At 66.5% G+C, this 12,653-nt stretch carries 17 protein-coding genes; all 17 read left to right on the forward strand.

The genetic code is table 11. From position 1 onward, the window contains the following. Positions 1–131 precede the first annotated feature (131 nt). Entirely contained in the window at positions 132–1,283 is a 1,152-nt protein-coding gene (locus SBI20_RS00720; RefSeq protein ID WP_317973223.1) for a hydrogenase small subunit, read from the forward strand. Then, on the forward strand, positions 1,283–3,082 hold the full coding sequence (locus tag SBI20_RS00725) for a nickel-dependent hydrogenase large subunit (RefSeq protein WP_317973224.1): 1,800 nt from the start codon (positions 1,283–1,285) through the stop codon (positions 3,080–3,082). The genes SBI20_RS00720 and SBI20_RS00725 overlap by 1 nt, the downstream gene beginning before the upstream one ends. Positions 3,083–3,118: 36 nt before the next feature. Then, complete coding sequence (locus SBI20_RS00730) at positions 3,119–3,688, forward strand: HupE/UreJ family protein (protein ID WP_317973225.1); 570 nt, start codon at positions 3,119–3,121, stop codon at positions 3,686–3,688. A gap of 15 nt (positions 3,689–3,703) precedes the next feature. After that, entirely contained in the window at positions 3,704–4,429 is a 726-nt protein-coding gene (gene cybH, locus SBI20_RS00735; protein WP_317973226.1) for a Ni/Fe-hydrogenase, b-type cytochrome subunit, read from the forward strand. Positions 4,430–4,799: 370 nt separating this feature from the next. Further along, positions 4,800–5,543, forward strand: a complete 744-nt coding sequence (locus SBI20_RS00740) for a HyaD/HybD family hydrogenase maturation endopeptidase (RefSeq protein WP_317973227.1) — start codon at positions 4,800–4,802, stop codon at positions 5,541–5,543. Next, positions 5,543–5,872: a HypC/HybG/HupF family hydrogenase formation chaperone gene (locus tag SBI20_RS00745; protein ID WP_317973228.1), complete on the forward strand. Its 330-nt coding sequence runs from the start codon at positions 5,543–5,545 to the stop codon at positions 5,870–5,872. The genes SBI20_RS00740 and SBI20_RS00745 overlap by 1 nt, the downstream gene beginning before the upstream one ends. After that, on the forward strand, positions 5,869–6,372 hold the full coding sequence (locus SBI20_RS00750) for a thioredoxin domain-containing protein (RefSeq protein WP_317973229.1): 504 nt from the start codon (positions 5,869–5,871) through the stop codon (positions 6,370–6,372). The genes SBI20_RS00745 and SBI20_RS00750 overlap by 4 nt, the downstream gene beginning before the upstream one ends. After that, positions 6,372–7,280 (forward strand): hydrogenase expression/formation protein, encoded by a 909-nt coding sequence (locus SBI20_RS00755; RefSeq protein WP_317973230.1) that lies wholly within the window; start codon positions 6,372–6,374, stop codon positions 7,278–7,280. Before SBI20_RS00750 ends, SBI20_RS00755 begins: the two co-directional genes overlap by 1 nt. Next, a complete protein-coding gene (locus tag SBI20_RS00760) occupies positions 7,277–7,531 on the forward strand; it encodes a rubredoxin (protein ID WP_317973231.1) in 255 nt (84 codons plus the stop codon). Before SBI20_RS00755 ends, SBI20_RS00760 begins: the two co-directional genes overlap by 4 nt. After that, positions 7,528–8,070, forward strand: coding sequence for a [NiFe]-hydrogenase assembly chaperone HybE (gene hybE, locus SBI20_RS00765; RefSeq protein ID WP_317973232.1), 543 nt, complete (start codon positions 7,528–7,530; stop codon positions 8,068–8,070). The genes SBI20_RS00760 and hybE overlap by 4 nt, the downstream gene beginning before the upstream one ends. Then, positions 8,067–8,879: a Ni,Fe-hydrogenase I large subunit gene (locus SBI20_RS00770; protein ID WP_317973233.1), complete on the forward strand. Its 813-nt coding sequence runs from the start codon at positions 8,067–8,069 to the stop codon at positions 8,877–8,879. Before hybE ends, SBI20_RS00770 begins: the two co-directional genes overlap by 4 nt. Before the next feature lie 8 nt (positions 8,880–8,887). Next, complete coding sequence (gene hypA, locus SBI20_RS00775; RefSeq protein WP_317973234.1) at positions 8,888–9,220, forward strand: hydrogenase maturation nickel metallochaperone HypA; 333 nt, start codon at positions 8,888–8,890, stop codon at positions 9,218–9,220. Between the two features lie 51 nt (positions 9,221–9,271). Beyond that, positions 9,272–9,481, forward strand: coding sequence for a hypothetical protein (locus SBI20_RS00780; protein WP_317973235.1), 210 nt, complete (start codon positions 9,272–9,274; stop codon positions 9,479–9,481). Beyond that, entirely contained in the window at positions 9,478–10,170 is a 693-nt protein-coding gene (gene hypB / locus SBI20_RS00785; protein ID WP_317973236.1) for a hydrogenase nickel incorporation protein HypB, read from the forward strand. Before SBI20_RS00780 ends, hypB begins: the two co-directional genes overlap by 4 nt. 16 nt (positions 10,171–10,186) lie before the next feature. Continuing rightward, complete coding sequence (locus SBI20_RS00790) at positions 10,187–10,453, forward strand: HypC/HybG/HupF family hydrogenase formation chaperone (RefSeq protein WP_317973237.1); 267 nt, start codon at positions 10,187–10,189, stop codon at positions 10,451–10,453. Further along, a complete protein-coding gene (gene hypD / locus SBI20_RS00795) occupies positions 10,450–11,610 on the forward strand; it encodes a hydrogenase formation protein HypD (protein ID WP_317973238.1) in 1,161 nt (386 codons plus the stop codon). The genes SBI20_RS00790 and hypD overlap by 4 nt, the downstream gene beginning before the upstream one ends. Further along, positions 11,607–12,647, forward strand: coding sequence for a hydrogenase expression/formation protein HypE (gene hypE / locus SBI20_RS00800; protein WP_317973239.1), 1,041 nt, complete (start codon positions 11,607–11,609; stop codon positions 12,645–12,647). Before hypD ends, hypE begins: the two co-directional genes overlap by 4 nt. Positions 12,648–12,653 lie beyond the last annotated feature (6 nt).

Here is a 12,653-nt window from a genome sequence, read left to right on the forward strand (position 1 = left end):
GCAACAGCGCATCGGCCAAGTTCCGGGCTTGGGCGCATCTGGCACGGCAATTGCTTTGACTTCTGTCAATCGAAGACATGGAGCGGGCCGCCAATCCTCCCCTGAGGCCCGCCGTGCGAGGAAAGGTACGCATGGCCACCGAGACATTCTATGACGTGATGCGCCGACAGGGCATCACCCGGCGCAGCTTCACCAAATTCTGTAGCCTGACCGCCGCGGCGCTTGGCCTGCCGCCCGCCTATGCCGCCGAAATCCAGAATGCGATGGAGACCAAGCCGCGCATTCCCGTGCTGTGGATGCACGGTCTGGAATGCACGTGCTGCTCGGAAAGCTTCATCCGTTCGGGCCATCCGCTGGCCAAGGACGTGATCCTTTCGATGATCTCGCTCGACTATGACGACACGCTGATGGCCGCCGCCGGCCACCAGGCCGAAGCCATCGTCAAGGAAACCATCGAGAAGTACGATGGCAACTTCATCCTCGCGGTCGAGGGCAATCCGCCGCTCAACCAGGAAGGCATGAGCTGCATCATCGGCGGGCGTCCGTTCCTTGAGCAGCTCAAGGAAGCCGCCGACCACTGCAAGGCGATCATCAGCTGGGGCTCGTGCGCGAGCTGGGGCTGCGTTCAGGCCGCGAGGCCCAATCCCACGCAGGCCACCCCGATCCACAAGGTGCCCGGCCTTCCGGCCAAGCCGATCATCAAGGTGCCCGGCTGCCCGCCGATCGCCGAAGTGATGACCGCGGTCATCGCCTATATTCTCACTTTCGAGCGCTTCCCCGAGCTGGACCTTCAGGGGCGCCCCAAGATGTTCTATTCGCAGCGCATTCACGACAAGTGCTATCGCCGCCCGCACTTCGACGCGGGCCAGTTCGTCGAGCACTTCGACGACGAGGGCGCGCGCAAGGGCTATTGCCTCTACAAGGTCGGCTGCAAGGGCCCGACGACCTACAACGCCTGCTCGACGGTGCGCTGGAACGGTGGTCTCTCGTTCCCGATCCAGGCCGGGCACCCGTGCATCGGCTGCTCGGAAGACGGCTTCTGGGACAAGGGCTCGTTCTACAACCGCCTCGAAACCGTCTCGGGCTTCGGCATCGAGGGCAATGCCGACACCATCGGTGTCGCGGCGGCCGGTACGGTGGGGCTGGCCACGGCCGCCCATGCCGCCGTCACGGCGGTCAAGCACGCGCGCGAAAACGCTGCGGCCCGCAACATGACGCCTCCCGCCGCCGATGATGCGGCCCATGAAGGCACGAAAACCCACGATTTCGAGGGACAGGACTGATGACGACGCTTGCCACCCCCAACGGCTTTACCCTCGACAATGGCGGCAAACGACTGGTCATCGATCCGGTCACCCGCATCGAGGGGCACATGCGCTGCGAAGTCAACATCGACAGCAGCAACATCATTCGCAACGCCGTTTCGACCGGCACGATGTGGCGCGGGCTTGAGGTGATCCTCAAGGGCCGCGACCCGCGCGACGCCTGGGCTTTCGTCCAGCGCATCTGCGGCGTGTGCACCGGCACCCACGCGCTCACCAGCGTCCGTGCGGTCGAAAACGCGCTCAAGATCGACATTCCCGAGAACGCGAACTCGATCCGCAACATCATGCAGCTCTCGCTTCAGGTGCATGACCACCTGGTGCACTTCTACCACCTCCATGCGCTCGACTGGGTGAACCCGGTCAACGCGCTCAAGGCCGATCCCAAGGCGACCAGCGTTCTCCAGCAGAGCGTCTCGCCCTCGCATCCCAATTCGTCGCCCGGCTATTTCCGCGACGTGCAGACGCGCCTGCGCAAGTTCGTCGAAAGCGGCCAGCTTGGGCCCTTCAAGAACGGCTACTGGACCAACCCGGCCTACAAGCTTCCCCCCGAAGCCGACCTCATGGCCGTCACGCACTATCTTGAAGCGCTCGATTTCCAGAAGGAAATCATGCGCGTGCGCACGATCTTCGGCGGCAAGGACATCCACCCCAACTGGCTGGTGGGCGGGGTTCCCTGCGCCATCAACCTCGATGGCGACATGGCCGCGGGCGCGCCGATCAACATGGCGAGCCTCGACTACGTGATCTCGATCACCCAGCGCTGCATCGACTTCGTGAAGAACGTCTATGTGCCCGACGTGATCGCCATCGGCGGGTTCTACAAGGACTGGCTCTATGGTGGCGGCATCGCCAACAAGTCGCTGATGGCCTATGGCTGCATTCCCGACAAGGCCAACGACTACAGCCCGTCGAACCTGCTGATGCCGCACGGCGCGATCATCAATGGCAAGTTGTCCGAGATCCACCCGGTCGATCTCGCCGATCCCGAGCAGATCCAGGAATTCGTGCCGCACAGCTGGTACAAGTACGAGGACGAGAGCAAGGGCCTCCACCCGTGGGACGGCGTGACCGAGCCGCACTACGAACTGGGCAAGAACGCCAAGGGCACCTCGACCCGCATCGAGGAACTCGACGAAAGCGCCAAGTACAGCTGGATCAAGGCCCCGCGCTGGCGCGGCCATGCGATGGAAGTGGGGCCGCTTGCGCGCTACATCATCGGCTACCAGCAGGGCCGCGAAGACATCAAGGAGCAGGTCGATGGCCTGCTGCGCGCGCTCGACGTGCCGATGGAAGCGATGTTCTCGACGCTGGGCCGTACCGCCGCGCGCGCGCTTGAGGCGCAGTGGGCTGCCGAGAAGCAGAAGTACTTCCTCGACAAGCTGATCGCCAACATCAAGGCGGGCGACACGGCGACCGCCAACACCGCCAAGTTCGATCCCTCGACCTGGCCCGACGAAGTCAAGGGCGTGGGCTTCTCCGAAGCGCCGCGCGGTGCGCTCGCCCACTGGATTCGCATCAAGAAGGGCAAGATCGACAACTACCAGTGCGTCGTGCCCAGCACCTGGAACGGGTCGCCGCGCGACAACCAGGGCAACATCGGGGCTTTCGAGGCCTCGCTGCTCAACACCAAGGTGGAGCGCGCCGAAGAGCCGGTCGAAATCCTGCGCACGCTGCACAGCTTCGACCCGTGCCTGGCCTGTTCGACCCACGTGATGGGGCCGGACGGCAAGGAACTGGCCGAAGTCAAAGTGCGCTGAGCGGTGGTGTCGCAAGACGCCAAGGGAGTTTGAGATATGCGTAAGTTTTCCAAGATGATGATCGCAGCGCCGGCCCTGCTGGCCAGCGCCACGCCCGCGCTCGCGCACCCCGGCCACGACGACGGCACGCTGCTGTCGGGGCTGATCCATCCGTTCACCGGGGTCGACCATCTGGCTGCGATGGTCGCCGTGGGCCTTTGGGCTGCCACGCGCTCGTCGCGTCAGGCCTGGCAGGCGCCGGTGGCCTTCATGGCGGCGCTCGCCGCCGGGGCTGGCCTTGGTGTCGCCGTCGGGGCGGTGCCGGGTCTGGAAACCATGGTGGCCGCCTCGGTGCTGATCCTGGGGGCCATGCTGGTCATGGCCGCGCAACTGCCCTCGCGCCTTGCGCTGGGGCTGATCGCGGCAACGGGCCTGCTCCATGGCATGGCCCACGGGGTTGAGGCGACCGGTTCGCTGCCGGCCTATTTTGCCGGTTTCCTGGCTTCTTCGGCGCTGCTCCATGCTGCCGGTTGGCTGGCTGGCCGCAGCATTTTTGCGCGCGCGCAGGGCCGTGTGGTGGCGGGCCTCGCGCTCGGTGCGACCGGGCTCGCGCTGCTCGCAGCCTGATCCGGGGAGGGCGTGATGGCCAAGCGTTTCATCAAATCCTCAAAAATCGACGCGGAAATTACCCGTGACGGCATGGTTTATGTCTACGAGGCGCCCGTGCGCGCCTGGCACTGGATCAATGCTGCCGCGATCGTCGGGCTGTTCCTGACCGGCTACCTGATCGGATCGCCGCCTCCGGCGCTGACGGGGGAGCCTTCGGCGCACTACCTGTTCGGCTGGATCCGTTTCATCCACTTTGCCTGCGGCCAGATCATGGCGGTGGGGATCCTGTTCCGGCTCTACTGGAGCTTCGTGGGCAACTATTTCTCGCGGGAAATCATCCGGCCGCCGTTTTTCTCGCGCAAGTTCTGGCGCGGGGTCTGGCTTGAGTCGGTGAGCTACCTCAAGGCCGAGCATTCGCCCCGCCGCTATATCGGGCACAACCCGCTGGCGATCATCTCGATGCACGTGATGTTCATGTGGGTCGTGATCTTCATGATCATCACCGGCTTTGCCCTCTATGGCGAGGGAGAAGGCGCGGGCTGGATCCACACCGTCTTCACCGGGCCGGTGCTGCTGCTGGTTGGCGGCAACAGCTTCACCATCCACACTTTGCACCATTTCGGCATGTGGGCGATGGTGATCTTCGTGCTGATGCACATCTATGCCGCCGTGCGCGAGGACATTCTCTCGCGCGAGGCGATCATCACCTCGATGATCTCGGGCTGGCGCAAGAACCGCAAGGTCACGCCGATCGACTGATCGACTTGCGCTACCCCCCTGTACCGAATGGGGCGGGATGTGGAAGGAGGGGAGCCATCTGGCTCCCCTTTTTTGTGTCGAACTGGAAATCAGGTTTCCATTATTCCTTTCCATGGTGGAAAGTGTTTGATCGTATTTGCGATGGAGAAATGGCCTGCGCAGAGTGGAAGGAAAACGTGCAGTGCCGATGGATGCTCTGTTTCCACCTGCCTGATCCGGTGTTTTTTGGCGTGGTGCTGATTTGGCATCGCCCTTGCTTACCTCTCTTGCCGATCATGCCCTTTCCCAAAAGGGGCGCAAGACAGACCCGACCTCCCGGCCCGTTCCTTCCGCGCGCCGCAAAGGGGGCGGGCTGGGGAGCAAGAGACCGATGCAAGCGACACTGCCCCATGAACGGGCCCATGAACGGCCTGATGCACGGCCCAGCGTGCTGATTCTGGGTATTGGCAATCTTCTGTGGGCCGACGAGGGCTTTGGCGTCCGCGCGGTCGAGCATCTCCACCGCTACTGGTCGTTCGATGACAATGTGCGGCTCGCCGATGGCGGCACGCAGGGCATCTACCTCGTGCAGGACATTCGCGACGCGGACATGCTCGTGGTCTTCGATGCGGTCGACTATGGCCTGCCGCCCGCCACGCTCAAGCTGGTCGAGGGCGCGGATGTGCCCAGCTTCATGGGCGCCAAGAAGGTCTCTCTCCACCAGACGGGCTTCCAGGAAGTTCTGGCCATGGCCGAGATGATGGGCGAGGCGCCCGAGGAACTCCTGCTCGTGGGTGTCCAGCCCGAGGAGATCGAGGACTTCGGCGGCTCGCTGCGTGATACGGTCAAGGCCAAGATGGACGTGGCGATTGCTGCTGCGCTCGACTGGCTGGCCGCGCGCGGGGTTCATGCCACCTTGCGTGCGGAGCCCCTCGCGCCCGAACAGGGGCTGGGCAGCCTCGAAATGGTGATCGAGCGCTATGAGGAAGAGCGCCCCGACGACGCGGTGGCGCCGCGTCTGGGGGATACCCGCGTGCTCGAAGGCGACCAGTGGGCCGGCCCGCCCAGCGCCGAAGCCCACGAGGCCGAACTGCGCGCGATTCTGGGCGGCCCCAATTTGCGGGTCATGCTCTGATGTGCGTGGGGCTGCCCATGCAGGTGGTCGAGATGGGGAGCGGCGTGGCGCTGTGCCGCAATCCTTGCGACCCTGACGGCCCGTTGCACCATATCGACATGGCGCTGGTGGGCGCTGTGGCGCCGGGCACCTGGCTGATGACCTTCCTCGACGCCGCGCGCGAGACGATGGACGAGGAAAGCGCGCTTCAGGCCGTTTCTGCCGTCCGTGCGCTCGATGCTTTGCTGCGCGGCGAACCGGTCGATCTCGACGCCGCCTTTGCCGACCTGCTCGCCCGCGAGCCCCATCTTCCCGACCATTTGCTACCCTTCCCGGAGCCGACCCGATGATCCCCAATGCCCCCGTTCCCTCTCCTGTGCCGACAGATGTGGCGCCCGCCAGTACCGCCCCTGACCGCACGGCCCATTCGCCGCTGCTGGCCTCGCTGATCGCGCGCCATGGCTATGCCCTTGTCGATGCCGAGACGCTCGACGCGGTGGCGGGCGTTCACCCGCTTTCGATGGTGCTGCTCGCGGGTGACTGGTGGCGGCTGGCCGAATCCGACGATCTGGCGGTGATCGTGCCCGAACTCGACAAGGCCCTCGACGGTCAGGTTGCCGTGCTGGTGGCCACGCGCGAGGCCGAGCGTGCGTTGCAGCGCCGCTTCCGCTTCACCAGCTTCCCCGCGCTCGTGTTCCTGCGCGAGGGCGCCTATCTGGGCGCGATGGAAGGCGTGCGCGACTGGGCCGACTATCTGGTCGAGCTGCCCGAGATCCTCAGCCGCGAGCCCGAGGCGCCGCCGCCCTTCCGCATGCCCGCAGGTTGCGCCACCCCGGCGGGAGAAGCCTGATGTCCGGTATTTCCGACATGCCCGAAATGGGCGATTTGATGGGTGGCGGGATGCCGGGGGCGTCCGATGGCCTGATGGGGGCCTTCGTGGGCCCCGGCAGCCAGCCCGCCGATGCCGATGGCGCCACGCTCGATTACATGATCATGCCCGACGACATGCGCGTGTTCTCGATGGCGACGATCCCCGACAGCGATCTGGCCGATGAACATGCCGCTGGCGTGGCGGCGGGCGCGGCGATCCTGGCCGCGCTCGAACAGGTCGTGGCCGGTGGCGCGCCTGCCAGCGTCGACCTGTCGCATCTGGCCCCGGCGGACATGGCCTTTGTCGACCAGATGCTGGGCGAGGGCGAGGTTTCGGTAATCAGCGGCAGTACGTTCCAGGCGCAGGAATCGGTCCTCGCCGGGGTCTGGCGCGTGCGTGAAACAGGCGCGGACGGCGCCGGGCGCCGCGACCGGGTGGACATCGGCATGTTCCCGGCGGGCATTGTCGAACGCGCGTTCGAGCGCGCGCGCGACGAGGCGGTGATGCCCGACAAGGTGATCGAGGGCGTGTTCAATGCCCCCGCGCTGATCGCCGAGATCAACGCCCATGCGCCCGCCACGCCCACGCGCGAAGGGCCCCATGTCATCAACCTTTCGCTGCTGCCCCATACCGAAGGCGATCTGGCCTTTCTTGAGGCGGCGCTGGGGCAGGGCGACCTGATCATCCTGTCGCGCGGCTATGGCAATTGCCGCATCCGCTCGACCGGCACGCGCCATGGCTGGTGGGTGCGCTATTTCAACTCGCAGGACTCGCTGATCCTCAATTCGATCGAATTGACCAGCCTGCCTTCGGTTGCCCAGGCCGCGCCCGAAGACCTCGCCGACAGCGCCGAGCGTCTGTCCGAAATCCTGGCCACCTATCAGTGAGCGGGGATCCGTCTGCCAGACCCGGTGATCCGGCCAGCGACCATTTCTTTGGCGGTTCGTTCGGCGGCGACAACGCGCGGATCAGCCCGGAGATGAAGCTGGAGTGCAAGATCTGCTGGCATATCTATGACCCGGCGGAAGGCTGCACCTATTGGCAGGTTCCGCCCGGCACGCCCTTTGCCGATCTGCCCGATCACTGGACGTGCCCGGAATGCGACGCGCCCAAGCAGGGCTTCATGGTGGTCGAATGAGCCTGCCTGCGGCCCTTTCCAGCCACCGGGATGATGCGGCGCGTCTTTCCGAACTGACCGCGCGGGTCGAGCGCGTGTTCACCATGATCGCCACCGTGCGCATGGCGGGCATTCCCGTGCTCAACCCGGCGCTCGGTGTCGCGCTGTGCGGGCTGGAGACCTTTGGCGGGCATGACGTGGGCGTTCTGGTGACGCCCTGGTTCATGAACATCATGGCTTTCCCCCTCGGCGCGCCCGAACCGGTGCGGGTTGGGACCAAGCGCGACCTCGTGCTGCCCTCGGGCGCCTACGAGGCGATTGCCGGGTTCGAGGACGAACTGGGGCCTTACTGGATGGTCTCGCTGTTCTCGCCGATGGATGCGTTCGAAACGATGGAGGCGGCGCTCGCCACCGCGCAGGCGGCCATGGTCGAGATCATGACCGCGCCCGAACCCGAAGCGCCGCCGCCGCCCCCTTCGCTGCCCACGCGCCCTGTCAGCCGTCGCGGCCTGTTCGGCTGGGCGCGCGGGGATGGCGATAATGGAGAGGCGGCGGCATGACCGGCTTGCGGCTCCGTCTGGGCCTGAAGGCGGGCGCGCAGGGGCAGGTTTGTGCCCATGTGACCGAGGCGGTGTTTCCGGCGGTCGAAGGCCTGCTGCGCGGCTTGCCTGCGGGCCGGGCGGCGCAGGCGGTGCGGCGTTTGCATGGGCTTTGCCGCGCGGCGCAAGGGCTGTGCGCCGATCTGGCGCTGGCGGCGGCAATGGCCACAGACATGCCCGCATCCGATCTGCGGGCCGTCACGGGCGCCGCGCTCGTGGAGATCGCGCGCGAGACCGGCTTGCGGCTCTGTCTCGATTGGGCGGCCCTGCTGGGCGAGGCGCCGCAGGTCGAGGCCGCGCGTGCCCTCATGCAGGTGACGCGCGAAGGGAAGGTGCCCGATCCCGATGGGCTGATGGGCTGGATCGCCGCGCGCGGGGCGGAAGGCCTGCCCGCGCGGGTTCTGGCCGCCGCGCCCGCCGAACTGGCCCCCGCCTTTGCCGCGCGGCTGGAAACGCTGGCGGGCATTCCCGCCCGGCTGGCAGAGCTTGCCGCAGGGTGCCCGTTGCCGCAGGGGCGGCGTCTTGGCCCCGGCCATGGCGAGGCATCGGTGGAGTGCGCGCGCGGGCGCCTAGTCCATCAGGTGCGGGTGGAGCATGGCCAGATCGTGGAGTACCGGATCGATGCGCCCAGCGCGCGGCGCTTTGCCCCCGGAGGGGACGCGCTCGCCCTGCTGGCGGCCTGTGGCGACGCGCGCGCGGTCGACTGGACGATGCAGGCCATCGACCCTTGCGTAGGCTGGGTCCTCGACCCTGCCGTGGAGGCGAACTGATGCATGAAATGGCGATCTGTGAATCGATCCGCCAGATCCTTGAGGAGCAGGCCCAAACGGCCCGCTTCGCACGGGTCGAGCGTGTGGTTCTGGCTATCGGAGCCCTTTCGGGGGTGGAAATCGAGGCCCTGCGTTTCGGCTTCGATGTCGTCATGCGCGGCAGCGTGGCGCAGGACGCGAAACTGGAAATCGAGGATGTACCGGGCACGGCCTGGTGCATGGTCTGCGCGCAAACGGTGGAAATCGCCGCGCGCTATGATGCTTGCCCGCGCTGCGGGTCCTATCAGTTGCAGGTGACGGGTGGGGACGACATGACCATTCGTGAATTGGAGGTGGTGTGATGTGTACGGTTTGTGGTTGCAGCGACGGGGGCGCCACGATGGACAAGGGGCATGGTCATGCCCACGGCCATCACCACCATCATGACCATGGGCATGATCACGACCATCATGATCACGGGCATGACCATGACCATGACCATCATCACCACGATCATGAGCATGATCATCATCATGAGCATGGCCATGGCCATGGCCATGGGCACGGGGCAGGCGATCTCGACTATGGCGCGGGTGCCGCCGGGGTTTCGGTCGCGGGCATGAGCCAGAGCCGGCTGATCCGGCTGGAGGCCGACATTCTGGGTAAGAATGCCCGTTATGCCGCCGCCAACCGCGACCGTTTCACCGCGCAGGGCATCCTTGCGCTCAACCTCGTGTCGAGCCCCGGCTCGGGCAAGACCACGCTGCTGTGCCGCACGCTCGAAGCCATCGGGGCCGATTATCCGGTCGCCGTGATCGAGGGCGACCAGCAGACCAGCCAGGATGCCGACCGCATCCGCGCCACCGGCGCCCCCGCGATCCAGATCAACACCGGCAAGGGGTGCCACCTCGACGGGCACATGGTCGGCCATGCGCTCGACCATCTGGACCCGCCGGCGGGCAGCGTGCTGTTCATCGAGAACGTGGGCAATCTCGTCTGTCCGGCGGCCTTCGATCTGGGCGAGGGCGCGCGCGTGGCGATCCTTTCGGTGACCGAAGGCGAGGACAAGCCGCTCAAGTATCCCGACATGTTCGCCAGCGCCGATCTCGTGCTGGTCAACAAGGTCGACCTGCTGCCCTATCTCGATTTCGATGTCGATCTGGCGATTGCCCATATGCGCCGGGTCAACCCGCGCGTGCGCGTGCTCAAGGTTTCGGCCCGCAGCGGCGAGGGCATGGGCGCCTGGCTCGACTGGCTGCGTGCGGCGCGCGGCATGGCACTGGCTGCGCAAAGCGCACCGGTCGCGGGCTGAGTTCGGGAGAAATACGATGTGTCTTGCCATCCCTGCGCTCGTGCTCGAACTCCATCCCGATGCGATGGCCACGGTTTCGGCCGGTGGGGTCACGCGGCAGGTCTCGGTCGGCCTGCTCGAAGATGTCGTGCCGGGTGACTATGTGCTGCTCCATGTCGGCTTTGCGCTGCACAAGGTGAGCGTGGAGGAGGCCGAGGAAACCTTGCGGATGATGGCGCAGGCCGGTCTCTTGCAGGAAGAACTGGCCGAATGGGCCGAGACGGGAAGCGAGGTCAGGGCATGAAATACGTCTCGGAATTTCGCGATCCGGCCCTCGCGCAGAGCCTTGCCCGCGCCATCGCGCGCGAGGCCCGGCCCGACCGGACTTATGCCTTCATGGAGTTCTGCGGCGGGCATACCCACGCGATCTTCCGCTATGGCGTGCAGGATCTGGTGCCCGGCAACGTCCGCTTCATCCATGGGCCGGGGTGCCCTGTCTGCGTGCTGCCGATGCGGCGGCTCGACGATGCGCTCGAACTGGCCGAGCGGCACGGGGTGATTCTGGCGACCTATGGCGACATGATGCGCGTTCCGGGCAGCGGGCGGCGCTCGATGCTCACCGCGCGCGGCGCCGGGGCCGACATCCGCATGGTCTATTCGACGCTCGATGCGCTGGAGATCGCGCGCGCCAACCCGACCCGGCAGGTCGTCTTCATGGGCATCGGCTTCGAGACGACGACCCCGGCCAGCGCCATGGCGATCCTGGCCGCCCGGCGCGAGGGGCTGCGCAATTTCAGCGTGTTTTGCAACCATGTGCTGACCCCGCCCGCGATGGTCCATGTGCTCGAAGCGCCCGACATCGACCCCGCTCAGGCCGTCCGCCTCGACGGGTTCCTCGGGCCCAGCCATGTCTCGACGGTGATCGGCGCGCGCGCCTATCGCCCGCTCGTTGCGCGCTATGGCAAGCCGATGGTGATTGCCGGGTTCGAGCCGCTCGATGTCATGCAATCGGTCCTCATGCTGATCCGTCAGGTCAACGAGGGGCGCGCCGAAGTCGAGAACCAGTATGCCCGCGTGGTGACCGAAGAGGGCAATGCGCGCGCGCAGGCGATGATGGACGAGGTTTTCGTGCTGCGCGACAGCTTTGAATGGCGGGGGCTGGGCTCTGTGCCGCTCAGCGCGCGGGCGATTGCCCCGGCTTTTGCCGAATTCGACGCCGAGACCCGCTTTGCGATCAGCGAGAAGCAGAGCCGCGAAACCAAGAGCTGCGAGTGCCCGGCGATCCTGCGCGGGGTGAAAAGCCCCAAGGATTGCAAGCTGTTTGGCCGGGCCTGCACGCCCGAAACCCCGCTGGGAGCCTGCATGGTCAGTTCCGAAGGGTCTTGCGCGGCCTATTATACCTATCGTCGCGCGGAAACGATGGCGCAAATGGATGGGGCCCAAATGGAAGCGGCAGAATGAGCACGATCCTGCGCCCCGGTGCCTGCGTTGAAATGGCCCATGGCGGCGGCGGGCTGGCCACCACCCGCCTGATCCGCGAGATTTTCGCCCGCCATTTCGCCAATCCCCTGCTCGATCAGGGGCATGATGCCGCCCGGCTCGATCCCCTGCCGCCCGGACGGCTGGTGATGAGCACCGACGCCCATGTCGTCAGCCCGCTCGAATTTCCCGGCGGCGACATCGGCTCGCTGGCTGTCCATGGCACGGTCAACGACGTGGCCATGGCCGGGGCCTGGCCGGTCGCGCTGGCGGCGGCCTTCATCATCGAGGAAGGCTTTCCGCTCGCCGATCTCGACCGCATCGCCGCCAGCATGGGCGCGGCGGCGCGCGCGGCGGGGGTGCCGATCGCCACGGGCGATACCAAAGTGGTCGAACGCGGCCATGGCGACGGGGTGTTCATCACCACCACGGGCGTCGGCGTCGTGCCCGAAGGGGTGAACATGGCGCCTGCCCATATCGCGCCGGGCATGGCGATCCTCGTGTCCGGGCCGCTGGGCGATCATGGCGTGGCGATCCTGTCGCGCCGTCAGGGCCTCGAATTTGGCACGGCAATCCAAAGCGACAGCGCCGCGCTGCATCGCATGGTGGCGCAGATGGTCGCGCACGTGCCCGGCATCGCCGTTCTGCGCGATCCCACGCGCGGGGGGCTTTCCGCCACGCTCAACGAACTGGCCGAGGCGGCGGGCGTGACGATGACGCTGGAGGAAGCCGCGCTTCCGGTGCGTCCGGAAGTGGCCGGGGCCTGCGAGATGCTCGGTCTCGATCCGCTCCACATCGCCAACGAGGGCAAGCTCGTGTGCATCTGCCCGCCCGAGGACGCCGAGGCGCTGCTGGCGATCATGCGGGCCCATCCCGAAGGCGCGGGCGCCGTGCGCGTGGGCACGGTGGGCGAGCGGGCCGCGCCCGGAACACCCGGTTTGCTGCGGATGCAGACGCTGATCGGGGGCATGCGCGTGGTCGACTGGCTGGCGGGTGAACCGCTGCCCCGGATCTGCTAGAGGCTG

It is taken from the genome of Novosphingobium sp. IK01 (assembly GCF_033242265.1).
Lineage (GTDB): Bacteria > Pseudomonadota > Alphaproteobacteria > Sphingomonadales > Sphingomonadaceae > Novosphingobium > Novosphingobium pituita.

Bases quoted from the DNA above. Each gene is read 5' to 3' on its own strand.
- SBI20_RS00720 (WP_317973223.1), top strand. From the start codon at position 132: ATGGCCACCGAGACATTCTATGACGTGATGCGCCGACAGGGCATCACC.
- SBI20_RS00725 (WP_317973224.1), top strand. From the start codon at position 1,283: ATGACGACGCTTGCCACCCCCAACGGCTTTACCCTCGACAATGGCGGC.
- SBI20_RS00730 (WP_317973225.1), top strand. From the start codon at position 3,119: ATGCGTAAGTTTTCCAAGATGATGATCGCAGCGCCGGCCCTGCTGGCC.
- cybH (WP_317973226.1), top strand. From the start codon at position 3,704: ATGGCCAAGCGTTTCATCAAATCCTCAAAAATCGACGCGGAAATTACC.
- SBI20_RS00740 (WP_317973227.1), top strand. From the start codon at position 4,800: ATGCAAGCGACACTGCCCCATGAACGGGCCCATGAACGGCCTGATGCA.
- SBI20_RS00745 (WP_317973228.1), top strand. From the start codon at position 5,543: ATGTGCGTGGGGCTGCCCATGCAGGTGGTCGAGATGGGGAGCGGCGTG.
- SBI20_RS00750 (WP_317973229.1), top strand. From the start codon at position 5,869: ATGATCCCCAATGCCCCCGTTCCCTCTCCTGTGCCGACAGATGTGGCG.
- SBI20_RS00755 (WP_317973230.1), top strand. From the start codon at position 6,372: ATGTCCGGTATTTCCGACATGCCCGAAATGGGCGATTTGATGGGTGGC.
- hybE (WP_317973232.1), top strand. From the start codon at position 7,528: ATGAGCCTGCCTGCGGCCCTTTCCAGCCACCGGGATGATGCGGCGCGT.
- SBI20_RS00770 (WP_317973233.1), top strand. From the start codon at position 8,067: ATGACCGGCTTGCGGCTCCGTCTGGGCCTGAAGGCGGGCGCGCAGGGG.
- hypA (WP_317973234.1), top strand. From the start codon at position 8,888: ATGGCGATCTGTGAATCGATCCGCCAGATCCTTGAGGAGCAGGCCCAA.
- SBI20_RS00780 (WP_317973235.1), top strand. From the start codon at position 9,272: ATGGTCATGCCCACGGCCATCACCACCATCATGACCATGGGCATGATC.
- hypB (WP_317973236.1), top strand. From the start codon at position 9,478: ATGAGCCAGAGCCGGCTGATCCGGCTGGAGGCCGACATTCTGGGTAAG.
- SBI20_RS00790 (WP_317973237.1), top strand. From the start codon at position 10,187: ATGTGTCTTGCCATCCCTGCGCTCGTGCTCGAACTCCATCCCGATGCG.
- hypD (WP_317973238.1), top strand. From the start codon at position 10,450: ATGAAATACGTCTCGGAATTTCGCGATCCGGCCCTCGCGCAGAGCCTT.
- hypE (WP_317973239.1), top strand. From the start codon at position 11,607: ATGAGCACGATCCTGCGCCCCGGTGCCTGCGTTGAAATGGCCCATGGC.